The organism is Paenibacillus sp. J22P169 (genome assembly GCF_059691995.1).
Window position 1 is genome coordinate 216,487 of record NZ_JCAUAO010000003.1, and the last position, 25,618, is coordinate 242,104.

At 44.1% G+C, this 25,618-nt stretch carries 22 protein-coding genes and 1 pseudogene; 16 read left to right on the plus strand and 7 right to left on the minus strand.

Translation table 11 applies throughout. The features are described from left to right. The first annotated feature begins 6 nt into the window (after nucleotides 1-6). Complete coding sequence (locus AC58QG_RS18785; RefSeq protein WP_497363656.1) at nucleotides 7-2,760, plus strand: hypothetical protein; 2,754 nt, start codon at nucleotides 7-9, stop codon at nucleotides 2,758-2,760. 89 nt (nucleotides 2,761-2,849) lie between these two features. Continuing rightward, nucleotides 2,850-3,941 (plus strand): peptidylprolyl isomerase, encoded by a 1,092-nt coding sequence (locus AC58QG_RS18790; RefSeq protein WP_497363657.1) that lies wholly within the window; start codon nucleotides 2,850-2,852, stop codon nucleotides 3,939-3,941. A gap of 412 nt (nucleotides 3,942-4,353) precedes the next feature. On the opposite strand, the gene AC58QG_RS18795 is transcribed toward AC58QG_RS18790, so the two are convergent. The 3 genes from AC58QG_RS18795 to AC58QG_RS18805 form a co-directional block, all read right to left on the minus strand. Further along, complete coding sequence (locus AC58QG_RS18795; protein WP_497363658.1) at nucleotides 4,354-4,836, minus strand: hypothetical protein; 483 nt, start codon at nucleotides 4,834-4,836, stop codon at nucleotides 4,354-4,356. Nucleotides 4,837-4,905: 69 nt separating this feature from the next. Beyond that, on the minus strand, nucleotides 4,906-6,303 hold the full coding sequence (locus AC58QG_RS18800) for a sensor histidine kinase (RefSeq protein ID WP_497363659.1): 1,398 nt from the start codon (nucleotides 6,301-6,303) through the stop codon (nucleotides 4,906-4,908). A gap of 2 nt (nucleotides 6,304-6,305) precedes the next feature. Next, entirely contained in the window at nucleotides 6,306-6,959 is a 654-nt protein-coding gene (locus AC58QG_RS18805) for a response regulator transcription factor (protein ID WP_497363660.1), read from the minus strand. 239 nt (nucleotides 6,960-7,198) lie between these two features. Between AC58QG_RS18805 and AC58QG_RS18810 the strand changes: the two genes are divergently transcribed. Both AC58QG_RS18810 and AC58QG_RS18815 read left to right on the plus strand, forming a co-directional pair. Further along, nucleotides 7,199-7,963 (plus strand): SDR family oxidoreductase, encoded by a 765-nt coding sequence (locus AC58QG_RS18810; RefSeq protein WP_497363661.1) that lies wholly within the window; start codon nucleotides 7,199-7,201, stop codon nucleotides 7,961-7,963. A gap of 192 nt (nucleotides 7,964-8,155) precedes the next feature. After that, the gene (locus AC58QG_RS18815; RefSeq protein WP_497363662.1) at nucleotides 8,156-8,995 is read left to right on the plus strand and encodes a phytanoyl-CoA dioxygenase family protein; all 840 of its coding nucleotides are present in this window, start codon (nucleotides 8,156-8,158) and stop codon (nucleotides 8,993-8,995) included. Between the two features lie 17 nt (nucleotides 8,996-9,012). Here AC58QG_RS18815 and AC58QG_RS18820 read toward each other — a convergent pair whose 3' ends face one another. After that, nucleotides 9,013-9,984, minus strand: a complete 972-nt coding sequence (locus tag AC58QG_RS18820) for a helix-turn-helix domain-containing protein (protein ID WP_497363663.1) — start codon at nucleotides 9,982-9,984, stop codon at nucleotides 9,013-9,015. A gap of 376 nt (nucleotides 9,985-10,360) precedes the next feature. On the opposite strand from AC58QG_RS18820, the gene AC58QG_RS18825 reads away from it, so the two are divergent. Beyond that, on the plus strand, nucleotides 10,361-10,708 hold the full coding sequence (locus tag AC58QG_RS18825; protein WP_497363664.1) for a VOC family protein: 348 nt from the start codon (nucleotides 10,361-10,363) through the stop codon (nucleotides 10,706-10,708). 7 nt (nucleotides 10,709-10,715) lie between these two features. On the opposite strand, the gene AC58QG_RS18830 is transcribed toward AC58QG_RS18825, so the two are convergent. After that, nucleotides 10,716-11,600, minus strand: a complete 885-nt coding sequence (locus AC58QG_RS18830; protein ID WP_497363666.1) for an AraC family transcriptional regulator — start codon at nucleotides 11,598-11,600, stop codon at nucleotides 10,716-10,718. Nucleotides 11,601-11,669: 69 nt separating this feature from the next. Here AC58QG_RS18830 and AC58QG_RS18835 point away from each other — a divergent pair, with 69 nt between their 5' ends. The 8 genes and pseudogenes from AC58QG_RS18835 to AC58QG_RS18870 form a co-directional block, all read left to right on the plus strand. Beyond that, the gene (locus tag AC58QG_RS18835; RefSeq protein ID WP_497363667.1) at nucleotides 11,670-12,593 is read left to right on the plus strand and encodes a phytanoyl-CoA dioxygenase family protein; all 924 of its coding nucleotides are present in this window, start codon (nucleotides 11,670-11,672) and stop codon (nucleotides 12,591-12,593) included. A gap of 13 nt (nucleotides 12,594-12,606) precedes the next feature. Further along, nucleotides 12,607-13,551 (plus strand): NHL repeat-containing protein, encoded by a 945-nt coding sequence (locus AC58QG_RS18840; protein WP_497363668.1) that lies wholly within the window; start codon nucleotides 12,607-12,609, stop codon nucleotides 13,549-13,551. A gap of 250 nt (nucleotides 13,552-13,801) precedes the next feature. Continuing rightward, entirely contained in the window at nucleotides 13,802-14,761 is a 960-nt protein-coding gene (locus tag AC58QG_RS18845; RefSeq protein WP_497363669.1) for an ABC transporter permease, read from the plus strand. A gap of 16 nt (nucleotides 14,762-14,777) precedes the next feature. Then, on the plus strand, nucleotides 14,778-15,653 hold the full coding sequence (locus AC58QG_RS18850) for a carbohydrate ABC transporter permease (RefSeq protein ID WP_497363923.1): 876 nt from the start codon (nucleotides 14,778-14,780) through the stop codon (nucleotides 15,651-15,653). 82 nt (nucleotides 15,654-15,735) lie between these two features. Further along, nucleotides 15,736-17,382, plus strand: a complete 1,647-nt coding sequence (locus tag AC58QG_RS18855; RefSeq protein WP_497363670.1) for an extracellular solute-binding protein — start codon at nucleotides 15,736-15,738, stop codon at nucleotides 17,380-17,382. Between the two features lie 106 nt (nucleotides 17,383-17,488). After that, the gene (locus AC58QG_RS18860) at nucleotides 17,489-19,714 is read left to right on the plus strand and encodes a helix-turn-helix domain-containing protein (RefSeq protein WP_497363671.1); all 2,226 of its coding nucleotides are present in this window, start codon (nucleotides 17,489-17,491) and stop codon (nucleotides 19,712-19,714) included. 30 nt (nucleotides 19,715-19,744) lie between these two features. Continuing rightward, nucleotides 19,745-21,949, plus strand: coding sequence for a family 78 glycoside hydrolase catalytic domain (locus AC58QG_RS18865; RefSeq protein WP_497363672.1), 2,205 nt, complete (start codon nucleotides 19,745-19,747; stop codon nucleotides 21,947-21,949). A 107-nt stretch (nucleotides 21,950-22,056) separates the two neighbouring features. Next, nucleotides 22,057-22,314 (plus strand): annotated as a pseudogene (locus AC58QG_RS18870) (glycoside hydrolase family 65); the annotation flags it as partial. A gap of 69 nt (nucleotides 22,315-22,383) precedes the next feature. On the opposite strand, the gene AC58QG_RS18875 reads toward AC58QG_RS18870, so the two are convergent. After that, entirely contained in the window at nucleotides 22,384-22,641 is a 258-nt protein-coding gene (locus AC58QG_RS18875) for a transporter (protein ID WP_497363673.1), read from the minus strand. Nucleotides 22,642-22,826: 185 nt separating this feature from the next. Here AC58QG_RS18875 and AC58QG_RS18880 point away from each other — a divergent pair, with 185 nt between their 5' ends. The 3 genes from AC58QG_RS18880 to AC58QG_RS18890 all read left to right on the plus strand — a co-directional run bounded on the left by AC58QG_RS18880 (nucleotide 22,827) and on the right by AC58QG_RS18890 (nucleotide 24,695). Then, complete coding sequence (locus AC58QG_RS18880; protein WP_497363674.1) at nucleotides 22,827-23,351, plus strand: DoxX family membrane protein; 525 nt, start codon at nucleotides 22,827-22,829, stop codon at nucleotides 23,349-23,351. Nucleotides 23,352-23,517: 166 nt separating this feature from the next. Next, on the plus strand, nucleotides 23,518-24,117 hold the full coding sequence (gene mobA, locus AC58QG_RS18885; protein ID WP_497363675.1) for a molybdenum cofactor guanylyltransferase: 600 nt from the start codon (nucleotides 23,518-23,520) through the stop codon (nucleotides 24,115-24,117). 35 nt (nucleotides 24,118-24,152) lie between these two features. Further along, nucleotides 24,153-24,695: a hemerythrin domain-containing protein gene (locus AC58QG_RS18890; RefSeq protein WP_497363676.1), complete on the plus strand. Its 543-nt coding sequence runs from the start codon at nucleotides 24,153-24,155 to the stop codon at nucleotides 24,693-24,695. Between the two features lie 26 nt (nucleotides 24,696-24,721). Here the strand turns inward: AC58QG_RS18890 and AC58QG_RS18895 are convergent, their stop codons facing one another. Beyond that, on the minus strand, nucleotides 24,722-25,438 hold the full coding sequence (locus tag AC58QG_RS18895; protein WP_497363924.1) for a Crp/Fnr family transcriptional regulator: 717 nt from the start codon (nucleotides 25,436-25,438) through the stop codon (nucleotides 24,722-24,724). Nucleotides 25,439-25,618: the final 180 nt, after the last annotated feature.

The window sequence follows — 25,618 nt, forward strand, 5'->3', positions numbered from 1 at the left end:
TAATATATGCAGAAATTTAAACCCGCAAAGGCCTTATTCATTTTATTATCGTTCGTTCTCCTGTTTGCGTACGCCTTCACGGCAGCTCCTGAGACCGGGTTTGCAAACAACACGACCTATTACGTTGACAATGCAGCTGGAAATGATGCGAACAACGGGACGTCCGCAGGCACATCCTGGAAAACGCTTAGCAAAGTGAATAATACGACATTTCAGCCTGGCGACGTTATTTTGTTCAAGTCCGGCGGGGTGTGGACGGGGCAACTGTGGCCTAAAGGATCGGGGCAAGCCGGCAGCCCCATCAAGATTGGTCAGTATGGTACAGGAAGCAAGCCTCTTATTGCGGGCGGAGGTATTGATTACGCAGTTAAGCTATGGAATCAATCCAACTGGGAAGTCAGCAATCTGGAAATTACGAATACAGGGGCTTCTGACGACATACGGAGAAGCGCTTTAGCGATTTTTAACCCAGGACTCGGAATCGTTAGCAATATTAAATTGACATCTCTCGATATCCACAGCGTCAATACGCATGGGCTTAGTTCAGGGTATACGAATAATGACCGTGCATTTGGCGGGATTTCTGTCCTGGGCTGGGGAGATTCCTCCTATATCGATGGCCTGACGATTGAAAATAATGCGATCCACGATTTAAACTGGGCAGGCTTATACATGCAGTCGTTCGATCCGAGTGATAACTCAAGTTGGGAGAAGACTTGGGGGATGGCGCGCAATGTTCGCATTACAAACAACATTTTTACGAATATTTTAGGCGATGCGCTTGTTGTTTCGAATGCCTATCGTCCGGTTATTGAATACAACGTTGTCAACGGGCATTCGAATTCGACTACGGCGGCGTTTGCGGCCATCTGGGTTCATCATGTCGCAGAAGGTCTGGTTCAATATAACGAAGCGTTCAATAACACGGTGTTAAACCCAGATGGAGAGTTCTGGGATTACGATTCGAAGACAGCCTTCACCACGGTACAGTACAATTATTCCCATGATAACAGAGGCGGCTTCTGGGAAGATATGGGTAGCGGAACCGCCAATATCTTCAGATACAATATCAGTCAGAATGACGGAGGGCCCGGCACGGAACTGTTCCAGGGCAAACTAGGTCCGGGAAGCAAGGTTTACAACAACACGATTTACATTCCAAACAATGGAATTGGGCAGGTGTGGAATCAATGGGGGGGCGCGCCTCAGCTCGAGTCTGAGTTTACGAACAACATTATCGTGAATAACTCCAGCGCAGGATGGGGCGGTGCGACGTTTGGCAGCGTACATCACAATCTGTTCTATGGCAATACGACAGGATTCCCAATGGGCAATGGAAATATCGTTGCAGATCCGAAGTTTGTCAATCCCGGATCGGGAGGGCAAGGCATTAACAGTGTGAGCGGTTATCAATTGCAGGCTACATCTCCAGGTATTAATGCAGGTTGGTATATGCAAAATAATGGCGGCAAGGATTATGCTGGCAATCTTCTTTATACCGCTGCACCAGATATGGGTGCTTTTGAATCGTCGTACACGTGCAATAACGTAACTCCGATATTGGCCGAGGCAGAGAACGGAACGAAAAGCGGTTCTGCGACCGTCTTCAACCAATCATTCACATCAGGCGGCAAGAAACTGGGCAATTTGGGGAATGGAGCGAATAACTTTGTAACACTGAATGTGCAAATTCCTGTGCAAGGAACTTATTCGCTGACCATATCGAGCATTGTGGGCGGTACACGGGATTTCTATGTTAGCGTAAATAATGGCACAGGACAGAAAGTGACCGTAACAGGAACGAACTGGACTTCGCTAGCTCCAGACGTCACGACTCTTGTGACACTGACTGCCGGCAACAACACGATCAAATTTTATAATAATAGTACTTATGCGCCGGATCTGGATCGAATCGCTATCGGTTTGTCGCAAGCACCTAACGTATGTCATGTACCGGCGCCCAATATCGTCGAAGCGGAAAGCGGGACAGTCAGCGGCAATGCAAGCGTGACGAGCTTGAGCATTCTGTCAGGCGGTAAAGGTATCGGCAATATCGGTAACGGACCGAACAATGATGTCACTCTGACGGCCGATGCTCCGGCAAGTGGGAAATATACATTAACAATTTCCAGTGTGGCGGCTGGGTCGCAGGATTTTTACGTGAGTGTTAACGGCAGTGCCGGACAGATCGTAACCTTCACGGGCACCAGCGGAATGATGGCGCCGGACATTACGATACCTGTAACGCTTGCCGCAGGTAATAATACGATCAAGTTTTATAATAACAATACAGCCGCCCCTGTTCTGGATAAGATCAAAATCGAAAGAACCGGATTCGGTAGTCCGTCCTACGGCGGATATGAGATTGAGGACGGCACGATGTATGGACAACCGATTCTGAAGGAATCGAGCGCTAATATTAATTTCTACCATAATAGCAGTGCTTCGGGTAGCCGAATTGTAGGCAATGTCGGCAACGGGCCCGGCAATTATGTAGAAACTGCCATTCAAGTAGAAACTGCCGGAGTATATAATCTGACCCTTTACGCCATTACTGGTGAATCGCGTGATGTATACATCAGTGTAAATGGTGGGGCGGGACAAAAATTGACGGTATCAGGAACAAGTTGGACTAATCTTGCACCTGCAGTTACTTTGTCAGGGCTTACTTTCAATCAGGGGATCAATACCGTTAAGTTCTATAATAATACGGCAAATGCAAACGCTCCGGATCTGGACCGCTTCACTTTGACTCAGTAACCATAACTTAAAGGGCGGCAGTTTCTATTGTCGCTCTTTCTTTTCACTCGCTGGTTGCACATTTACGAAAGGAATAAGAGGGTGAGCGCATGCGGTTAAGAAAAGTTTCGACGAAATTGATGATAGCTGTTATCGTTTCTTTGCTTGCGATTGTCGGTATAGTCTCCTATGCCGTCGCACGACAGGAAGCGGTTGAAGTTGTTGCGACAGTGGATGGCGAGCCGATTGCGAAAGAAGAGTTTTTGCTGTTTTTTTCGGAGGGCAAGGCAAAGGCGGTTGACTATTTTGGCAAGACCTATGGCGCGCAGCCAGACTCGCATTTTTGGACAACATCCTTTCAAGGAGAAAATCCGCTCCAATATGCGAAAGAAATAACGTTGGACAAAATGAAGCGGATCAAAGTTGAACAAAAGCTGAGTGTGGAGAACGGCATTATCCAAGATGCGTCGTATCAACAGCTATTGAAAGACTTGTCGGGGGAAAACAAGCGGCGTCAGGAGTCGTTGCTTAAAGGCGAGCCTATTTATGGACCGCAGAAGTTCGGTGTGGCCGATTATATGGTATACAGCCATAGCAACCAGATGAATCAGTTGAAGGACATGTTGAAAACAAATGGTCATTTTAGCGTTAGAGATGAACAGCTTCGTGAGTATTACCAGCAATTGCAGCGGGACTCAATTGATTGGCGTCTGGCGTTCGGTACTCCAGATTATTTAAAAATCAATCAAATCGCCGTTCCTTGGAGGATTGAGGGTGGAGAGAACAGGGGGACATTGACGGCGGAAGAAGCCTTCCAGCAAATAAAGAATGCGAAAAATATGCTGGATATGGGCGCAAGCATGAGCGATGCGGCGGAACATTTGAAAGAGGTTGCCTTATTAAGCGAGCAGGTATTTGATCGAGGCATTAAATCTGCTGGCATGAAAAGCAATTATGACTTCTATACGGCCGTTTCGAAACTGAAGGTGAATGAAACGAGTCCAATTATGAAGCAGAAAGATGCTTATGTCATAGTGGAAGTCGTCGAAAAACGAGAAGGTGCGTATAAAGCCTTCGATGATGTGAAGGAGCAGCTTAAAAGTGTCTACATGGATCAGTCGTTCGACAAGCTGGTGGCAGCAAGAGTGGATAACGCGAAAGTCGACATCTATCAAAACGCACTTGATTCTCTAGGGCCGTAAATTAGTTATAAGCGGACAATGGCGCTTCTACAATCTGTTAGGCGGCCAAAAACTGACTTAACAAGGCCGATTAGAGAGGAGGCGCCTGGCTCGCTTTATATATATGGGAGCACTATCGCTACGGGGCTGGCGAAAAATGCTGAAAAAGCACAGGGTTTAGGGTTATTTCGGATATTTTGCTAGAATTAGGAATGAAATGATGCTATTTTGCAGCCGCGCACTGCGGGTCGCGGTAGAACGGCGCATAGTCGTGATACTCACGGATGAGATGGCCAGCCTAACATCGTCTTCTTTGTTGCTGTAAGTCCTTGTCAGACAGACTGATTTACCTCAAAAAAAAACCTCGGTTCGTATAATCTTATACGACCCAAGGTTTCATATCCCCAAAAACTAAAAGGCGACTCGTTGTGATTTAATTAGTTCCTTTTGGTGCCGTTGGATTTTTCTCAACAGAAACGACTTCCCCGGTGCTGGCGTTTATAAATGCGATGTAAATGTCGCTCTTATAGCCGTGATCTTGACCTGCCTTTACTTTCCGCTTCGCTTCGATGATTTCTTCGTCGGAGAGGTTATCCATTTCTGAATTTGAGTAGGTTACAAAATAGAACGTGCCTTCCATATCTACTCGGGTACCCAAATCATAGGAAATTTTATATCCGTTTAATGGCACCTGAAATTTCTCTTGAATCGCCTTCTCCGCAGTCACAACCGCTTCCTTTAAGCTCACCGTAGCATTTTCGAGTTGCGCAATTGCGGGCTGCTGATATTTACCGATGACCTTCACACTTTGAGCATCCGTAGTGGAAGAAGCATAAGCCGACATAGCGCCGTTTCCTGCAATCAAAGCGGTTGCTACTCCTAAAGTCATTGCTGCTGTAGTAATCTTTCTTCTCATCTTTCATTACCTCCAATATTTTTGATATTTCGTAACTACAAACCAAGTATACTGGGGGCGCGTTATGAACTAATCTTCAAGTTGTAATGGAGTTGTAAAATAAACAGAGACCCTTGTATATTCATTTTCTTTTGAATCGATTTGTATGTTTGCATGATGGAGCTGGGCAATCTGATTGCAGATGGATAAGCCAAGCCCAATCCCACCCAGTTCTTTTGAACGGGATCGGTCTACTACATAAAACGCTTCTGTAATTTTCGCAATGTCCTTCTCAGGTATGCCTCTTCCATAATCCAACACTTCAAGCACAACGCCTTCGTCGTAATGGTAACTTCGCATTTGGATCTCCCCCCCGAACGAGGAAGCTTTTATGCTGTTTTCTACTAAATTAATGAACAAGGATTGTAATAGTTCTTGATCTCCATACACTTCGTCGGCCAAGCACTCACGTATTATCGTTATCTGCTTTGCCTCTAGATGATGCCGTTCCATGTTTACCACATATGAAAACAGATTATCTATATCAACAGGTTTTAAGGCAATCTCATCACTCTTCAAATATAACAATTGCATCATTTTTCCTGAGAGAGCATCCAGCCGCGCAATATGCTCATGAATGTATTGGACCGCCATTTTCATTTCTTCCTCATTATAATTGGCATGATTCAGAAACTCGCTATATCCCTTGATAGCCGTAATAGGTGTTTTTAGTTCATGAGTGAGGTTATTGATGAATATTTCTTTGTCTTCACTCGCCTTTTTGATCGTTTCAATATGATTGGAAACAGCATCAGCCATCCTGTTAAAATCTTGTGCTAGTTCACCAAATTCGTCGGTCCCTCTCACTTTCACTCTTTGATCATACGCTCCTGCAGCAATCGCCTTTACACCTTTGTTTAACCTGCGAATGGGTGCGGTTAGTTGAAATAATAGAAAAATAAGCGCTGCCGATAAAATCAAAGAAATCACAACACTCAATGTAATGAAATACTGCCGTAAAGTATCATGAGATTCCTGTAAATAATCAGATTTTCTTGAAATAACTAGCCTTAAATCCTGGAATTCCATTTTCCCGCCGATAAACAGCCATAGCTCATCATTCATCTTTCTGTATACGGACTTGTATGGATCCGCATGCAGTTCTGCCCGATCCCCTACAAATTGATAGGCATTGGAAAAGATCAATTGATCCGCTTGGTAAACCTCTAAAAGGATATCCTCTTTATAATAATTTGCTGCAAAACTAGCAATTACCGTTTCATAGTTGCTAACGCCAGTACGTTCAGTATATACGCGAAGGATATAGCTTAATGATTTTTCGATGCTCCCGTATACGCTCACGCCTCTTGAGATATCCAACTGTTCGTTTAGTTGGTAACTCTTTTTCAAAAGTCCATAGGCTCCAAGGTCGAAGGCGATCAGAAATACAATCAACACACACAGATACGTTTTCTGCCAGAACTTCACCTCTACACCTCTAGCCTGTAACCGTATTTATAAACCGTTTTGATCCGGGTCTCCCAATTTAGTTTCTTTCTCAGCTTCTGAATATGCACGTCAACGGTTCTTGTATCTCCATAAAAATCGAAACCCCATGTTAGCTCAATAATTTTCTCACGGGATAGAGCGATATTTTTATTTTGTACGAGAAGATCTAATAATTGGAATTCTCTATTGGTTATTTCGATTTCTTGTCCATGAACAGTCACCATATGCTTTTCCAAATCTACTATGGTGTCATCCAGCCTAAATTCGTTTGCGGCCTTTTGGTTTCTTCTTAAAATGACATGGATACGAGCGATGAGTTCCACTGCTTCAAAAGGCTTGACTATATAATCTTCCGCTCCGATCTCCAAGCCATACACTTTATCAGAAACCGTATTTCTTGCAGTTAAAAATATAACCGGTACGTTGCGTTTCACAATATCTTGCACGATTTCAAAGCCGTCTCTGCCAGGCAGCATCACATCTAGGATGACTAAATCGATTCGCGTCTCATTTAATGTTAGTAGAACTTGATCCCCACTGTACAATTGGACATACTCATGCCCAACCATTTTTAAATTTACGGCAATTAAATCGTTAATTGCCTTCTCATCATCTACAATCAGTATTTTCGCCATAAGAATACACCTCGGTATCATGATACCAATTCTGTAATAGAAAGTTATCATAGAGTTGTAAAATTCTTTATCCTACAGTCTTACCCCACTGTAGTTCATCCATTCAATGGAATTTAAATACTCGTACTCGCCTAGTTGATCGTGCGGGAGAAAGACCAAGAATATGAGAGCAACATTTCAATATTGACCTTGTGTTATAAATATCGTGTACGTATTAGACACAAGAGGTGATTAAAATTATGACTAGATTGAAGGGTAAAGTTGCTTTGGTTACGGGCGCAAGCCGGGGGATTGGCCGTGCCATTGCGACACGTTTAGCGCAAGAAGGTGCATTAGTAGCTGTTCATTATGGCACGAACCGAGAAGCTGCAGAAGAAGTAGTGCATGATATTGAGCAGAATGGAGGGACTGCATTCACGATTGGTACGAAACTTGGTTCTTCAGAAAGCATACAGACACTTTATAAGACATTGGATGAATTGTTGAAAGAACGTACAGGTGACACTCACTTCGATATACTAGTGAACAACGCAGGGATCGCCTTAGTAGCACCAATTGAGGATACTACGGAAGAGGCATACGATGAAATCATGGAAATCAATGTAAAAATGCCGTTTTTCCTGACGCAACAAGCTTTGCCACGTTTACGAGACGAAGGTCGAATTATTAACTTGTCATCCTCTATAACAAGAATTTCCCTGCCTGCCATTCCTGCATACAGTATGACCAAGGGGGCGATCAACACACTAACGCTCGCTTTATCCAACCAGCTCGGTCCACGTGGAATTACGATCAATGCCATCCAACCTGGATTCGTTGCCACGGATATGAATGCCGCAATGCTGCAAGATCCTGCCTCACAAAAATTTGGTGCTGATTTTTCTATCTTTGGAAGATGGGGGCAACCAGAAGATGTCGCGGATATAGCTGCTTTTCTAGCTTCACCCGACAGTCGCTGGGTAACCGGGCAATTGATCGATGCCAGTGGGGGCTCTCATTTGTAAAGTCATCCGGAAATAGGATTGAACTATCAGGAACTATAGCTCAATAGACATCAGAAGAAGGCTGCCGACAGCAATAGATCGGCGGCCTCTTTTACTTAAAAATAATGCTATTTTTTCGAAACAGAGTGAAGGTCTGGAGAGGCGAATGCGCAGTAAAATGAGACTATCAAATTGAAGGAGGAATTTCATTTTATGGTACAACAAACTCAAGACATCCAGGCATTGGTTCAACAGTTTCAAACAGACGGTTATGTGATTTTGCGCAATGTGCTTAGTGCGGAAAAGATAGAACTTCTAAATACAGCGGTGGATCGGCTGTTATCAGAGGAAGAGGAGAGCTTAAGCTACAATTGGTATCATTCGGTGGCCAGAGATAAGGAGTTTCTCTCTTTGATTGATGAGCCTACTGTGACGAAGTTGATGGCTAACATTCTGGGCTACAATATACAGTTGCATATTTCCCATTTGACCGTGCGTAAGCCAAATCCAAATGATCAGAAAACGGAATCAGCAAGTTTCATCGATTGGCATCAAGATGGACCGAATCCGCACTTCCCATCCCACGCAGGTTTGACCTCCTTGTACTACGTGAAAGCGTGCTATATTTTAAGTGACATGAGCCAACCGAATCGAGGAAATACCAAGATCATTCCAGGCAGTCACAATAAACCAGGATACAGACCTACACAGGGAGATGTGAATGTTCCCTTGGACGGAGAAATCCAGGTTTGCGGCAAACCTGGTGATGTATTTATCTTCGGGCAAAACCTGTGGCATGCCGGCGCACCGAACCGTTCAGAGTATACGCGTCGCCAACTGTTTATGGGGTATAGCCCAATATGGATGCGGCCTATCGATTACCATAAGGCTTCGGATGAACTGCTGGAAGGAGCTAGCCCGATACAACGCCAGCTATTAGGCGACATCAGTAGTAATTACTTTAAATATTATGTGCCCGAGCCATCCATGGTTCCACTGAAGCAGATGTTGCTGGGCGAGGACAACGGCAAGAGTGTATACGAACAAAAATAGAATATACCATAAGCCCTTCAGTTAACTGAAGGGCTACTTATCTGTATATGATCACTAGTTCGCCCTCTGTATTGCTTCGGGCTCATGCCGGTATGCTGCCGGAACACTCTGGAGAAATAATTGGAGTCATTGAAGCCGCACTGATGTGCGATATGAGTAATCGAATAGGTAGTTATGTCCAATAAGCTTTTCGATTTTTGAATTCTTAATTGATTGATATACTCGGTGATCGTCAATCCGATCGTTTCCTTGAATAGATGGCTTAGGTAGGTCTCGCTGCAGAAGCTGATACCCGCCAGAGCGCTTAATGTTATAGGGTAGGTAAAATTATCTTTAATATATTGAAGGGTCCGATTCACGATAAAGCTGCGTTGATGAGCTTCAGCGCGCTGATCCATGCTTTGTTCATGATGGGTGTTCTGCAGGAAGTTCTCATAAAGCAGGATCAAGTATTGGGTCAGCATCCCAATATGCGCATGCAGCTCTCCGAGATCAAGATCGAGGGGACGGGTTGTCGCATGGAAACGTTGCTTTAATTCATCCGCATCCAAGCCGTACTTTGCTGCTTGCTTCTCCAGACGTGTTGTGGTGGCCTTGAAATCTGAGCTGAATTGTCCAACGCACAGGAAGGCGATCAAACGTCCCTTCCAACGGACAGGGAATCGAAGTTCTTCAATACCCATGTAACAGGAGCCGTATAAGGGTGTGGCTGACCTCGTACACATTCGGCATAATACTTTTTTGTTGCGGGAGCATGCTTGGAAGGTAGCTTCAAACCTCTTTACGTAATTGCAGAAGGGATTATTGTGATAAAGATAAGGTGAGAATACCATAAATAGCGCGCTGTCCATCTCGCTAAGCCCAGCTATGTCATGCAAGTTCAAACCGACAGAATAATGTTCGCAGATGAATTGGAAATAAGCTTTGACCCGTTCGCCTGCCGACATGTTTACTTGAGCCAGCTGACGATTCAGCTCCTCAAACTGCATTCGAGTCCCCTCCTGTCTAGAATTATAATCATTATAACATAGAAAAATGAAGCTGCTTTGCCCTGTTATTTTAACATTTGAACGGAGGTGTTTATGCTGTGCGTGTGCTCCAGTGGCTGCCGCTTGAACGCAAGTAATTCACATAATCATGTGTGGAAAAGTGCTAACGGGAAACATTAGAAATACAACTAGAGGGCATGAGGGAGCGGTTCCCCTCTTGCCCTTTTATATTTGTTATAGGCAGCAACAGGGAATTGTCGACTTCAATTCTCAACGAAAGGGCAGTATATTTAAAAAAGGAACTTAAAGTGAAATCTCGAATATCTAATGTAATTGGATAGCTAAAAAATTTGATGACAGACAGGAGTTAGATACGATGATAAAAGGTTTTGGAGGCATATTTTGGAGAACGAAGAATCTTGAAGTTACAAAAAAATGGTACAGTGAAGTATTGAAGATTGAAATAGAAAATTGGAACGGGACTGTGATAAAACCCCAATCAGGAAATGAGACTATCTTTTCTTTCTTTGCCGAGAATGACAGTTATTTTCCAACAGAACAACAAGTGATGTTAAATTTCGAAGTACATAATCTTGACGAGACCATTAAGCATCTTGAACATATTGGTGTACCTCTTGCAAAGAAAAAAGAGGTTAGTGATTATGGAAAGTTTATTTGGATTGAAGATCCTGAAGGTCGACTGATCGAGCTTTGGGAGAAATAACGAGTTGTCATTCACCATAAAGTCTAAACGTAGACGGTGACATTCCAGTAACGGATTTGAAGTGCCGACTGAAGTAATGGATCGAGGTATAGCCAAGCATACTAGCAACAACCTCAACTTTTTCTTCCTTCAAAAGCAGCTTCTTAGCCAATTGTATTCGTTTATGTATCATGAAAGGCTTCGGAGAAACGCCCATGACTTCCTTAAATAACTGGGAAAAGTAGATGTGATGATAACCGCAACTATCGGCTAGTTCTGTGATACTCCATGCCTGCTCGGGGTGTTCCACGATCATCTGCAGGGCATTTCTAATCATGCTTCGTTTAGAGCTATGTGTGGAAGAAACGTCTAATTCACGACGTATGATTTCAGTTAAAACTTGCATCAGAAGTCCTCTTAATACGAATGAGTAGCCATGTTCCTCTTCTTTGTATTCCTGAACAATCTGATGAAGAATTCGTTCACCTTCCATAAATCTGAAATGAACGGGGATGGCCAAGCTGCCGTAACCCTCAACTTCAACTGTGTAGCGCAGTGCTGATTCAAATGGGGGGTTCCCCGCGAAGGTTTTTAGCTTAGGGCCCGGATGAATAGGTTCTGGGGACAGACGTTGCCAATCAAAGTGGAGACTGATAAACGAGACTGATTTATCGGGATGAGCGGTAAGCTTGTGCGGCGTATCTGGTCCCAAATATGCACATTCACCTGGAAGAATCGCGTATTCATCGGAGCCGATATACAAATCCATACGCCCTGTAACCACATAAACAAGTTGATAGTCAGGAATTGTTCGAGGCCCGTAAATGGCACCTGATGGGATTTTATGTAAGTTGGCATAGTTCACTGTAGGAAGTAATGAGCCCATCGGCCCGAGCGAGCGAGAATGTTCCATGTGACGTACTCCTTGATCGGATTATGATTGTAAACCATTTCGCTGTTTGTGGTTAAAAACCTTTGAAAAGTGCAACTAATTCTAACCTTTCCTGCAACGACTTGCGAACGGTGTGCTGTTACACTTGATCTTGTAAGCAACGACAGTGGCTATCAACAAATCGTGGATGGGGGATTAAGTATGTTGACTGTGGAACAAGTAGAGGCGTTTGAGCGTGATGGTTTTGTCAAAGGTGATGTTGTGCTGAGCGATGAAGAGGTTGAGCTTCTACGTCATGAGCTGGATTTAGTATTAGAAGGCAGATCGGTGAAGAAACCGGTGTTGAGTCGTAATTTAGCAGATAAAAGTGAGTATGGAATGAGCATGGAAGCCAATGAAACCATCGTTCAGGTTGTTAACATTTGGATGGCCAGTGATATTTATTTGCAGCATGCAGCTAATCGCACGTTATGCGAAGATGTTGCACAACTCGCGGGTACGGACACTTTGCGCATTTGGCATGATCAAATTCAATACAAGCCGCCTGTCACAGGTGGGCCTACGAAGTGGCATCAGGATCATCCGCTATGGCCGATCATTAAACCTTCAGAGCTAATCAGCGCTTGGGTGGCGTTGGATGATGCTGTAATTGAGAACGGTTGCATGTGGATGGTGCCTGGTAGTCATACATGGGGAGATCATCAAAGGCACTTGCTTCACGGTCAAGATCATATGCCGCAGCATAAGCGTCCTGAATTGCTGCCAGCGGGCGTGGAGATAAAGCCAGTGCCGTTCGAGATCAAGAAAGGTCAGGTCGGCTACCATCACTGTATGACCTGGCACGGCTCGCTGCCTAACACTTCTCAGACGAAGCGGCGTGCGATTGCGGTTCATTATATGCCGGGTAACATTCGCTATGAGCCAACTGGCAATCACCCCATGAGTAAGCATATTCATGTACAACCAGGTGAGCTTTTGACCGGAGCGGACTTTCCTGTTGTTTATACGAAATAAAGGAGTGGATAAATTGGAAAAGGTTATCCTGCATGCTTTGCAAGTTGGTAATACATCTCATGATTATGAAGTCGTTCCGAATTGGGCGAAAGTACCTGAGCATGTGACGCTGGGTTATTCCCACGGCATTGTCGTAGATGAGGCGGATCGGTTCTACTTGTTCCACACGGGGACACCATCGGTCGTCGTTTTTGACCGCTATGGGGAGTACCTGAATGCTTGGGGCGAAGAGTTCGAGGGAGGTGCGCACGGCTTTTATTTACATAAAGAAGCAGGCGGCGAATTCCTATACGTAACGGACACAGCCAAAAGAATCATGGTGAAGACCACATTAACAGGTGAGCATTTGTTAACGATTGGTACACCAGATTTACCGGATGTGTACGACGATGAGCGCAAATTTGTACCAACGGACGTGGCTGTTGCGCCAAATGGCGATATATATATCGCTGATGGGTATGGACAGAGCTGGGTACATCACTATAATGCACTTGGTGACTATATCCGCTCCTGGGGAGGAAAAGGCCAGGAAGAGGGACAATTTAATTGTCCGCATGGTATTTCCATTGATGTGCGCCAAGGGGAACCGGAAATCTATGTAGCAGATCGCGGCAACCATCGTATTCAGGTATTTACGCTGAATGGTGATTTTAAGCGCAGCTTCGACCATGATATGGATATGCCTTGCAGCTTCTATTTCCACAAGGATGAGATGTATTTCCCGGACTTATACAGCCGTGTAACGGTATTTGATAAACATGACCGATTAGTCGCCCATTTGGGTGAAGATCGTCAAGCTAAATCACAGCAAAGATGGCCTAATGTAGATAAAGATTACCTTCGTGCAAATAAATTTAGCTCGCCGCATGGGATTTGTGTTGATTCCCGTGGCGATGTGTATGTAGCCGAGTGGATATCGGATGGACGATTAACAAAGTTGAAACGTAAATACGGATAGACATTTTTAAAGTGATTATGAGGGTCGAAAGCCCTTATTAATCACTTTTTTTGTTTCGCACAGATCATTGTACTTCGGTGACAGTGAAATAGTTAAGGACAGTGAAATAGGTGAGGTGGGGGGATCATGTGAGAAATGTGATCTACTCGGAAATGTGTGAATTGAATCGATAGGGGGAACAGGATACGATAGGTCCAGAGTTCGGTAAAGCGATTCAAGCCTATCGAATAACATTCAAAATATGAGGAGGATGAGATATATCGAGAAGGCACTCCAAACAACAGCATCCGGACAAGTGATAAGGAAACGGGGATTTGATAGAAGACGTTTCCGGCAAAACGTTCCTATTATGTTGATGTTTTTACCAGCACTTGCATTTTTTCTTATCTTTCGATATGCACCTATCGGGGGACTTGTGATTGCTTTTAAAGACTATAATTTTGCAGATGGCGTATTTGGGAGTCCATGGGTAGGTCTCAAAAACTTTGAGATACTGTTCTCACAGCCTCAAATGTTGCAAATTATTCGCAATACGATTCTTCTGAGTTTTTTACAGATTGTAGTCGGTTTTCCTTTCCCTATATTCATAGCCATTTTATTGAACGAAGCGAGGAAATTATGGTTTAAAAAACTTGTTCAGACGCTCATTTATTTGCCTCATTTTCTGAACTGGGTCATTATAGGCGGCATAATTGCCCTTGTGTTTGCCCAAGAGAAAGGGGTTCTGAATCATTTTGTTACCTACTGGTCAGAAACACCTTATCCTTTTTTGTACAAAGAGAACAGTTGGATAGCGATATTTGTGGGCAGTGGGATATGGAAGGAAGCGGGTTGGAATGCCATCATTTATTTGGCAGCCTTGGCTGCGGTTGACCCAGCACTGTATGAAGCTGCCAGCATGGACGGAGCAGGTAAGTTAAGGCAAATTCGGAGTATTACCCTACCAGCGATATTACCGACGATCGCGATCATGTTTGTACTATCGATTGGTCATTTTATGGAAGTCAGTTTCGATCAAATTTATGTGTTGAAAAATTCGGCGGTTTCTTCCATCTCAGAAGTCATCTCAACCTGGAATTTCCGGGTGGGTATAAACGGTGGCCAGTTTAGTCTAGCTACGGCAATGGGCTTCTTCGAATCGATGGTTGCTTTAATACTCGTCTTTGCAGCTAACATTCTAGCGAAACGCACAGGCAATAGCCTATGGTAGAAAGGAGCGTATTCTCATAAAACCCTCAACTTCTGAAAAGTTCTTCTACTGGATAAATTATGTGCTTCTTGGACTTATCGCTGTCAGTTGCTTGATCCCAATGTTGCATATGCTTGCATTGTCTCTCAGTACAAATGATGCGATCTCATCCGGATTTGTCAGCTTATGGCCTATCGGATGGAATTTTGAGACTTACCATAAGCTTTTTACAGGAACTCGTATTTTACAGGCGGCTCGTAATAGCATCGAGGTGACAGTGGTCGGAACGTTTCTTAGCATGTTGTTCACGATCTTAGGGGCATACCCGTTATCGAGGAAGTTTATGTACGGTCGCAAATTTTTTAACATGCTTATTGTGATTACAATGATTTTCAATGGAGGGTTGATTCCCACCTATCTTGTCATTAATTCACTCGGATTGGTCAATACCTACGGCGCACTATGGCTGCCTGGACTGATAAGCGTTTATAACATGTTAGTTATGCGTTCATTCTTTAACGGCTTTCCAGAGGAGATCGAAGAAGCGGCTCGAATCGATGGCTGTGGAGAGATCAGGCTGATGCTTCAGATTATTCTACCGCTTTCCTTACCGGTACTCGCCGCACTTACGCTTTTCTACGGTGTTGGCTATTGGAATTCCTTTTTCAGTGTCATGATCTACATCAACGATTCCAGTAAGAATACATTAGCTGTGCTTATTCAGCAGATGATTTCCAGCCAGCAACTGTTGCAGGAGATTGCAAATACGTCATCGGAAGATCTCACATCTGTTACACCAGAGTCGATTAAGGCAGCGGGAGTATTCGTCATGATTGTGCCAATGTTAATTCTGTATCCTTTCCTGCAAAAGTATTTTGTTAAAGGCGTAATGATCGGTTCTGTTAAAGGATAGTTCGAACGCGCTTGATTCTGACAAGTCCGCTCTTCCTAAAAGAAGAATGCTTGTATACAATATTAATCAGGAGGGTTATTACATGAACAAAAAAGCACTAGTCATCTCCACGGTTGCGTTGACGCTTACGGCAACCTCACTGGTCGGCTGCTCCGAAAGTAAGACAGGAGAAGCTCAAACATCTTCCTCTCCTTCTTCAAAGGTATCTGCGGGACCGAAGAACGTCTCGATGTCGTTTTATGATCGGGGAACGATTGCCCCTGAACTCGGAACGGCAGAAAACAATATCTGGACAAAATTTATTCAGGAAAAATCTGGCGTGAATATTAAGATTTCACCTGTCCCGCGTGCGGAGTCAGTTAATAAACTGAATACGCTTATCGCGTCTGGGTCAGCGCCGGACGTTATTTTAGAATACGATTTGGCATTCCGCAACCAAATGTATTTACAAAAGCAGCTTATGCCGATTGGAGACTTGATCGAAAAATATAGCAAAACATATAAGGAATTACTGGTTAAATTCCCTCTGCTCAAAAAGCTGAGCACGAGGGATGATGGAAAGATTTATGACTTCGGCCGCGTTTTGGGCTATGTGCCATTCAGTTATACCGTGATTAGGCAAGATTGGCTGGATAAGATGAAATTATCGGCGCCAAAGACGGCAGATGAATTATTTCAGGTTGCAAAAGCATTTGCAACACAAGATCCGGACGGTAATGGCAAGAAGGATACATACGGCATGAATATGGTCGGAGCGGTCGGAGGCGGCAACATTATTGATCCGATGTTCCAAAATGTAAACTGGATTATCCAAGACGGCAAGTGGGTAAAGGATTGGGAGCGGGCCGAAGCTGCAAATGGATTCCGCAAGAAGCTGTTCGATGAAGGCATCGTCGATAAAGACTTTCTGACCGATAAGAATGGAAAGAAAGCTGAGCAGGACTTTGTTACCGGGAAAACAGGTATCTATACAGTTGGAGGCTCATACAAAGCTTTTACTACACAATACGAAACATTGCGTAAAAATGTCCCGGATGCTAGGCTCGTGGCAATCGCACTGCCATCAAGCCAATATGGCACCTTTTTACCTGAATTCAATCCACCGGTGCAGTTGACAGGTGTTCTGAATGCCAAAACGAAAGACCCCGAAGCTGCCATCCAAGTAGTTGATTATTTGAGCTCACCAGAGTGGGTCAAAACAACGTATAGTGGTGTTGAAGGTACACACTTTAAAGTTGAAAATAACAAAGAAGTCCCGATCAATGTGGATAAAAATAAGAAAGAGCTTGACTGGTTGGGCGATTTCCGTATGCTAGGCGGTCAATATGTGAATAACGAATTTGATACGGCGTTGAAGGGGTTTGATCAAAACAATCCACTTCAAAAGGAGTTTTATGATCTCGGTAAGCAAATTTTTAGCTTGAACATTAATAAGGATCGTCCGTTAGCGAGTATTACGCTTCCCGGCTTCATGCCTACGCTGCCTGCTGACATGCAGTTCATCTCTAAGAACTTGCTAGATTTAGCCGGTAACCCAATTACGGATCTATGGAGTAAAGCGATTGTTAGCGGAGGCTCGTATACCTCGGCTCAAGCGAAGCAGGATGCGATGAATATTTGGAAAAAATCAGATGGAGATAAGCTGGAGGCTTGGTATCAAGATTGGTACATGAAGAATAAGGATTCGATGATCAGTCAGAAAGATTTGCTTTCCATGAATTTTAACTAAATGAGTATAGAACATGCTGTCGGCGGATTTCCGTCGACAGCCATATTCATACCGTCCTTATGGGACGGTTTCGCTGTTTCATTTTGATGCCCAAGGAGAATAGGCCATGTTAAAGAACCATTCTTGGTTTTACCGCTTGGTTACAACCTACTTGCCAATTGTTTATTTGCTTGTTTTCGTCCTGTTTTTTGTGTTCTTCATGACGATCAATAAGCAGTCACAAGCGCAAACTGTGAGTGCGAATGAAGCATTTACGAGATATACCATGCTTCAGCTGAACTCAATTCTTGGCAACATCGATCAGAATGTGAATGCGGCAACCGTTAATAATAAGGAGTTCAATCAGTATATGTTTCAGCTCCAGGATTCGGATGCCAATCCGTATTTGCTGCGCAGTAAGGTAGCTGATCTTTTTAGGCAAGTTCAGGCGGGTTTTCCATTCGTTAAATCCATTTATTTTTACCGCAACATCGATATGACTGTACTCGGAACGGAGATGTACCTGCCGCTTGCAGAGTTTGGTGATCGCGATTTCGTACAGGAGCAGTTGAAACAGCCACTTCCGAATATTTGGACGAATGTAAGAACCTACAAAGTACTTCCTTCTCAACCCTATGATGTTCAAGTGGTATCACTCGTTAAAAAGATCCCTTTTCAAACAGAGCCAAGGGGCATCCTCATAGTGAATATCGATGTTGCGAGTCTGGCTTCATGGCTTCAAGACATCTCTTCGAACTCAATTAGTGCAGTTACACTAATCGATCAGGCAGGACAATTAATCGGGCAAAGTAAAGTAAAAGCCAATAACGACATCCTTAATTTGAAGTTTGAGGAGACAGGTTGGACGTTTAACAGCGGTATCAAAGAATCCTACCATTATGGCATTTTTTCAGAGCTCTACTACAGTTGGATGATTCTCGGAGTTATTATGGTTCTGATTGCATCCGCCGTCATTATTTATTTGTCCAAACGATATGCAAGACCGATCGATGCGAGTATGAGCCGAATAACCAATTATTTAAACGTCAGACAGCCAGGTGGAGAATTGGATTTGGTTGTCGATGCGGCGGTAGACAAGATTATTGATTTCGCTGAACGTTATCAATCTGAGAGTAACTTAAATTTGCCATATCGCCAAAAGTATTATTTCCAAGAACTTTTGATAGGGGATCGTCCAATAAGTCAAGACGAATTGACCGATGAAATGCATAACCTGGGTTTTCCTGGTAATTGGAGCTCGTTTAATACGGCCAAATTAGTAATTGACAGGATGAGTGATTTTACAGAAAGCTACTCTACGCGCGATCAGGTGTTGCTGAAATTTGTATTGTCGAACGTGATCAAAGAAACGGCTGAACAATATGGCATAGGGATTTGGAGCGAATGGATATCAGCTGATGAAATGAGCATTCTGTTCGGAGCGGACGGCGAACTTTCGATGGCACACATTAATACCATTTGTGAGAGTATGCGGGTGTGGGTAGAATCCAATCTCGCTTTCACGGTAACGATCGGAGTAGGGGAAAAGACAGAACGTTCAGAGGATATCAGCGGATCCTATGAGCAGGCTGTAAAGGCTGTACAATATCGTTCGGCATTAGGAAACAATCGCGTTATTCACTTTGAGGTCATTACGCGACAGACGGAAACCGAGTTATTTGATATTTTGCAGTTAATTCGCTCGATTGTCCAGTTATATAAAAGTGGAAATGCTGAATGGTATAGCCAGTTTGATTTTCTTTTTAAAGCTATCAATCGCGGATTGCATACGCGGGATGAGTTGAAAAACCTGTTTTACTATATGACCTTTACATTTACACGTGAATTGTCTGAATTTCCAAGTGAATATGCGGATTTATGGCGGGTGGAGGCGCTTACTCCTATATCCCAAGCCATTGACCGTTTCGAAACAATGGAAGATTTGAAGAATATTATACTGGAGCGGCTCCGCACTGTCTTTGAGTTATGGAAGCAGCTGCGTCAATCCAAAACACAGAGGCTTTTAATTCATGATCTGAAAGCCTATATCGACACCCATTACGCTAATGCAGACTTGTCCTTGCAATTGCTTGCAGAGCAATTCTCCGTCAGTAAAAATTATGTAAGCAGCTTATTTAAAGAAGAAATGGGTGAAAACTTTATTGATTATTTGACCGCGCTGCGTATCTTTCATTCGAAGCAGCTTTTGGAAGACACAGATACTTCGATACAGGAAATTGCCGGATTGGTCGGATATGAACAATATTTTTCGTTTAACCGAGCGTTTAAGAAGCTGACGGGATTCCCACCGAGCGATTTCCGAAAAAAACACATCACGGGGCAAATCCTGTAAAATGGAATCTGGTGGTACTACTTACATGAAGTGGAGTTGGTTCTGTTGACACAAGAGTGGCAGGCAAGTTGGCTGACAGATCGTTCTTTTATGAATTTGGAAAAATCCTATCTCTACCATAAAGAGCTTGAAGTGTTTGAAGTCGAACCACATGATCCTGATTTACAGCATCACCATTGGTATGTAAGAAGTGTATTTATGATGGATGGCAAGGTATTGGATGAGGAAAAGATTTGGCTAAACCTGACGGCAGATGATTATTATAAGCTGTATATCAATGGCGAGTTCGTGGCTCAGGGGCCGGCTCAGAGTGATGCGAATCATTACTATTTTAATCGTATAGATGTACGTTCGTATTTAAAAGCTGGGAAAAATGTAATTGCCGTTCATGTCTATTATCAGGGGCTATTAAATCGCGCTTATAACAGTGCCGACTTCCGGCAAGGTCTCATAGCGGAACTGTGGGCAGGCGAGAATTTGCTGGTTAAGACAGACCGTACTTGGAAAGCGAAACGGGTTTATAATAATCAGCCCGGTGTGAAGTTCGGCTATGATACGCAATTCACAGAGCATGTGGACGCAAGGCAATCAGAACGGGGCTGGACAGAGGTCGGCTACGACGATTCAGATTGGGCACATGCGGAGGCTGCGGAGCATACCGATTATATATTTGTTCAGCAGTCAACTCCGACGCTTGCCGTCTATAAGAAGCAGCCTTCACATGTCGAATGGCTTGCGCCAGGTCATTATCTGATCGACTTCGGAAACGAGCTGACAGGCCAATTCGCCATGAATGCCCAAGGAAATGCGGGAGAACAAGTACATATTTTGTCAGGGGAAGAGCTGATGCCCGGAGATCAAGCAGTTCGCTACGAAATGCGTTGCAATTGCCTTTATCATGATCAGTGGACACTATCCGGCGACGTAGATACCTTCGAAACGTATGATTACAAGGCGTTTCGCTATGTTGAAATACAGGGACCCGAGGAAGCGCTGAGACCGGAATCCTTCCACGCGGTAGTCAGGCATTACCCGTTAGATGAGCAAAGCTGTGTGCTTCACAGCTCGGATGAATTGATGAATCAAGTTTTTGACATTTGCAAAAATGGTGTCCGATATGGATCCCAGGAAAATTATGTGGATTGTCCCAGCCGAGAGAAAGGTCAATATTTAGGCGACAATACGATTATTGGTCACTCGCATATGCTGCTGAGTGGGGATTTGAGGCTGTATCGCAAGGCTATTGAGCAATTTGGTCGCAGTTCGTTCGTGTGTGGAGGGATCATGGCTGTTGTACCCGGGCATTTTATGCAGGAAATCGCTGATTTCTCTTTGCAGTGGCCGATGCAAGTCATGACGTATTACCGTTATAGTGGGGATACGGCATTCCTTCAGGAGATGTACCTGTATGCGGAAGGTTTGCTGCAGCATTTTGAGAAATTTGAGCGTGAAGATGGATTGCTTGAGGGCGTCACGGACAAATGGAATCTGGTTGATTGGCCGCAAAACTTACGTGACAACTATGATTTTGAGCTTACCAGGCCGGTTGGTCCTGGCTGCCATAACGTCATCAATGCGCTATATATCGGCTGCGTAAGTACCGTAAATGAGATGCGCGATTTGCTCGGTGTTGCCTATGAGAATCGGCTGCCGAAATTAAAAAAGAGCTTCTTAGAAGCTTTCTACGATGAGCAGAATGGGTTGTTTACAGATTCGGAGCAGAGTACGCATCATGCCTTGCATGCCAATGTACTTCCGCTGCTGTTCCATATCGCTCCGGAGGAATCTGTCAGCACAATTGTCGACATGATCCGGACTAAACGTTTCGCATGCGGGGTTTATTTCTCCTACTTTGTCATGAAGGCACTTGCGGAGGTCGAAGAGCATGAGTTGATCTATGACTTGCTCTCAGCTGACGATGAGCATTCTTGGGGGAATATGCTCAAAGAAGGAGCAACGACCTGCTTCGAAGCATGGGGTAAGGATCAGAAGTGGAACACCAGCTTATGCCATCCATGGGCAAGCGGGCCGGTCCCAGTGCTGATCGAGGACATTATCGGCCTAAAACCTGCGAAGCCGGGTTGGCAAGAAATCGCTTTTTGTCCGAAGCTGCCGGCGACTTGGACCTCGTTTTTGCTACAGCTGAATGTTCCAACGGGTACGATTCGACTCAGTTACGAGAACGGGGAGTGGAGCGAAAGCTTCCCTCCTGGTATCCCTGTCATTCGGGCTTAAATCCAACGGATTTGCAGAGGTAAGTTGTCGATAAGGGTATGTTTTTGAAAAGTACAGCTTTTGCAAATCTATAATCCAAATTCTCTTGGCTGAATCCCCATGAGCAGACAGCTGCCAGGCTGGGAGAAGGCAAGCTTGCCGTCGATCTTCTCCTGGTCGATCAAATCAAGAATACTTACTTGCCGAATGGATATAACTTTCAGACAAGCAGGCTGCCGATCTATCTACCTGGCAATGGAGGCCTATTGACGGCAGTTGCCATGATGGCCGGCGGCTGGTTGGGAGGTCCCGATATGGCAGCGCCTGGATTTCCACGGGATGGGACATGGACGCTCCACTGTGAGGGAATTAATAAAATGCTATAACCTATTAAAAAAGGCCAGCAGATTAGCTCGTTCGAGCGCTGTTGGCCTTTTTTTCAGGATAAGGATTTTTCAATATAGGGTAGGAATCGGAGGACACGATACGGAATCGATAAACCTTGAATCGATGCCATCAAACATCCAGAATGTTCCAGTCCATCTAAAACCTGATGTTCCAAAGGACTCTACACGAATCGGATAAAACCAGAAACTGTCGCCATTCTTTAGCCATACATAGGTGTATTGATTCATACAGTCGATCATGTAAGAACCATGAACTTTTGGAGGGGTATATGCAGGCGGCGGCGGCGGAAGTTGTTGCAAGCTCATTGTTTCATTCCACTCCTTTAAAAGTAGGTGTTTATCATTCCCTCCCACATATTATGTAGGTGAGTGACCAGTTGTCTGTGCAGGGGCCTATTGTTATGAATTTCCAGTAAAAGTGACTTATCTCACATACACGGCATTTTCTTCGACCTATAATGAAATCATAAAGGACGAAGGAGATGGTTGAAATGATGAAATGGGGAAGGGAAAATAATTACGCTGCAATACTTTTGACAATCATTCGTTTGTATGTTGGTTGGGAATGGATGATAGCTGGATGGCACAAAATCACAGGTGACAAAGCTTTCGACGCTGCAGGTTATCTTAAAGGAGCCATTGCTAAACCTGTTCTAGAAAGTGGAACAACAGATCTGGTTTATGCGAATTATGTGGCTTTTTTGAAAAATGTCGCACTTCCACATGTAGGCTGGTTTAATATTCTGGTTCCTTGGGGTGAACTTTTAGTTGGTGTGGGGCTACTACTTGGAGCTTTGACAACGGCAGCGATTTTCTTCGGCTTACTGATGAATTTCATGTATATGTTTGCTGGCACGGTTAGCTCGAATCCATGGTTAGTACTTCTCGGGTTCATTATTTTAGCAGCTGGTGCCAATGCAGGGAAATTTGGTGTGGACCATATGATTCTTCCTTACCTGCACAGATGGTTTGATAAGCTCTTAGAGGTATGTCATTTAAAAACGAAACTTAGATGAGGTCTGCATCCCATGTTAACTAGTTGTTAAACCTATTCTTTTCTCCATCGCTGAGAGGAAGAATAGGTTTTTTCGTTTCTGGGAGTGTGACATTTTTCACTTACAGATGATCTTTTTTAGACTAAAGTGACATGTACATGATGTAGAAAAAGGAGAAGTGATGGGTATGCTTTCAGGAGTTATTTTGGCTGGTGGAGCAAACCGTCAAATGAATGGGGAACTGAAGGCGTTGCTGCCATTTGGAGGAAAGCCGCTCATTGTCCGGCAGCTAGACTGTATGAGGGACATATGTGATGAGTTGATTGTTGTAACCAATGATCCTAAGCCCTATTTAAACATAGTAGATCGTTCGGTTCGGATTATTACGGATTTTTTCATGGGACATGGGTCTCTGGGAGGCATGCATGCCGCATTATCCCTAGCGAAACATACGTCAGCCTGGGTCGTCGGGTGTGACATGCCCTTCATATCCAGCTCAGCGGCTCAATTGTTACTCAAAAGAAAATTGGATGGATTTGAAGCCGTTGTCCCCTTGGTAGCTGGTAAGGTGCATCCCTTGCACGGTATTTATGATCGAGCCTGCGCGTCCCACATCGGGCGTCTCTTACAGCAAGGGCATACCTCGGTTTCAGCACTGCTGAGACATGTTTTTTGGAGTGAGCTAGGGGATCGCTTTTTGGTTGAGAACGGAGTTGACTTGAAGTTTGTTGCCCAGATTAAAACTTTGGAGGATTATCAGGTGTTGAAGCGCATGAATATCCGGTAGAAGATTGTTCTCAAGATGAAAAGGAGGGACTTCGTATGGCGATTTATTCTACAATTGAGATATCAGGAATTGCATCTTCAAACCCAGTGGAGCTTGAATATGCGACAGATCGGTTAAGGGCAGAGCATGAAGAATTGAGGAGCCAACTCAGGATGATTGAAGCGGGGGCGAAGGAAGTCATTCTTATGGATGACCCCGTTAAGGGAGTGCAGCTGGTTCAAGATCTCAGAAAGCAGACTTCTTTATTTGTGAAGGAACTGGAACGACATTCGGAATGGGAAGAGCATGACTTGTTTCCGTTCCTGTCAGGGTACTTTCATCGTGAATCCGCTCCCTCTATCCTGCCTTCTTTTTGGGTATTGGAAAAGGATCACGAGCTGGGAATGTCATTTATCCAATCCTTTCAAGAAATGAGTAAGGAGGTACCTCTCCTCTCAGGCAAAAAGCAATTAGCGGAAGCAGTAGGCCATCTGGTGCAGGCATGCCTCATATTAAACGACCATTTGACGATGGAAGAACAGCTTGTTTTTCCTTTAGCTGAGAAAGTGCTGACAGATTTAGAATCTTTTTTTTCATAAGAGATGATCGAGGTAACAGACTATACTTACATGCGGCAAATTTCTACAGGGCAGTTTTCGCAGTGGCAGATATCTCGGAGGTATGTCACATTTTTAATGACAATTTGCCCATGATCAAACGCAACAGCATCTTCCTTCTTCATATCGCTTAACATGCGGTTGACGCTTTCTCGTGTTGCCCCTATCATATCAGCCATTTCAGAGTTGTTAATTTTATAGTTAATGTGGATATGTTCACCTTTGGGTACACCATACGAATTACTTAACCGTATTAATAATGAACAGAGCGCCCCAGGCTTGCCGTACATCATTAAATCGCGAAATTTAGTTTCTGTCATACGGTGCATAAGCCCCATCCATTTCATAAATTCAATGGCAAGGTCTCCATGCTGCCATAGCAGGATCTCGAGGTCTTTTCGCTGAATGACACCAAATTCGCAATCCTCCGTTACTTCGGCACTGAAGCTCTGCAAAGAGTTCTGAAACGGATCGATTTGACCGAACAAATCACCTGTTTGATGAAGATACAGAATGAAGCTTTTACCCGTATCAGATAGCTTGGTAATCCGCACGCCGCCATGGATGACGTAATACAAGCGATCAGCAAGATCGCCTTCCCTGAACAAGAAATCCCCTTTTGTAGCGTGTTTCCGATACATGATGCTTTGCAGTCTTTCGAAATTTTCTTCTGAAAAGAAACTCATTATACCTGTAGGTGCTTTCGCACCCTTTAGACGGTTCATGACCATAGCGATCAACTCCTCGACGGTTCTTTGTTATCTTTATCTTATCGTCTTTGGATCATGTTGGTTATCGGGGGTTCTACTGATCTTTGAAGCCAATAATCCCTATCTTCTGTGAGGAAAATCACAGTGCGAATCCCTACTGCCCTGATGATTTACTAAGGGAATCCTGATAGGGAA

Excerpts from the sequence above, each read along its gene's own strand:
- AC58QG_RS18785 (WP_497363656.1), top strand. The coding sequence starts at position 7 with ATGCAGAAATTTAAACCCGCAAAGGCCTTATTCATTTTATTATCGTTC.
- AC58QG_RS18790 (WP_497363657.1), top strand. The coding sequence starts at position 2,850 with ATGCGGTTAAGAAAAGTTTCGACGAAATTGATGATAGCTGTTATCGTT.
- AC58QG_RS18795 (WP_497363658.1), bottom strand. The coding sequence starts at position 4,836 with ATGAGAAGAAAGATTACTACAGCAGCAATGACTTTAGGAGTAGCAACC.
- AC58QG_RS18805 (WP_497363660.1), bottom strand. The coding sequence starts at position 6,959 with ATGGCGAAAATACTGATTGTAGATGATGAGAAGGCAATTAACGATTTA.
- AC58QG_RS18810 (WP_497363661.1), top strand. The coding sequence starts at position 7,199 with ATGACTAGATTGAAGGGTAAAGTTGCTTTGGTTACGGGCGCAAGCCGG.
- AC58QG_RS18815 (WP_497363662.1), top strand. The coding sequence starts at position 8,156 with ATGGTACAACAAACTCAAGACATCCAGGCATTGGTTCAACAGTTTCAA.
- AC58QG_RS18820 (WP_497363663.1), bottom strand. The coding sequence starts at position 9,984 with ATGCAGTTTGAGGAGCTGAATCGTCAGCTGGCTCAAGTAAACATGTCG.
- AC58QG_RS18825 (WP_497363664.1), top strand. The coding sequence starts at position 10,361 with ATGATAAAAGGTTTTGGAGGCATATTTTGGAGAACGAAGAATCTTGAA.
- AC58QG_RS18830 (WP_497363666.1), bottom strand. The coding sequence starts at position 11,600 with ATGGAACATTCTCGCTCGCTCGGGCCGATGGGCTCATTACTTCCTACA.
- AC58QG_RS18845 (WP_497363669.1), top strand. The coding sequence starts at position 13,802 with ATGAGATATATCGAGAAGGCACTCCAAACAACAGCATCCGGACAAGTG.
- AC58QG_RS18855 (WP_497363670.1), top strand. The coding sequence starts at position 15,736 with ATGAACAAAAAAGCACTAGTCATCTCCACGGTTGCGTTGACGCTTACG.
- AC58QG_RS18860 (WP_497363671.1), top strand. The coding sequence starts at position 17,489 with ATGTTAAAGAACCATTCTTGGTTTTACCGCTTGGTTACAACCTACTTG.
- AC58QG_RS18875 (WP_497363673.1), bottom strand. The coding sequence starts at position 22,641 with ATGAGCTTGCAACAACTTCCGCCGCCGCCGCCTGCATATACCCCTCCA.
- AC58QG_RS18880 (WP_497363674.1), top strand. The coding sequence starts at position 22,827 with ATGATGAAATGGGGAAGGGAAAATAATTACGCTGCAATACTTTTGACA.
- mobA (WP_497363675.1), top strand. The coding sequence starts at position 23,518 with ATGCTTTCAGGAGTTATTTTGGCTGGTGGAGCAAACCGTCAAATGAAT.
- AC58QG_RS18890 (WP_497363676.1), top strand. The coding sequence starts at position 24,153 with ATGGCGATTTATTCTACAATTGAGATATCAGGAATTGCATCTTCAAAC.
- AC58QG_RS18895 (WP_497363924.1), bottom strand. The coding sequence starts at position 25,438 with ATGAACCGTCTAAAGGGTGCGAAAGCACCTACAGGTATAATGAGTTTC.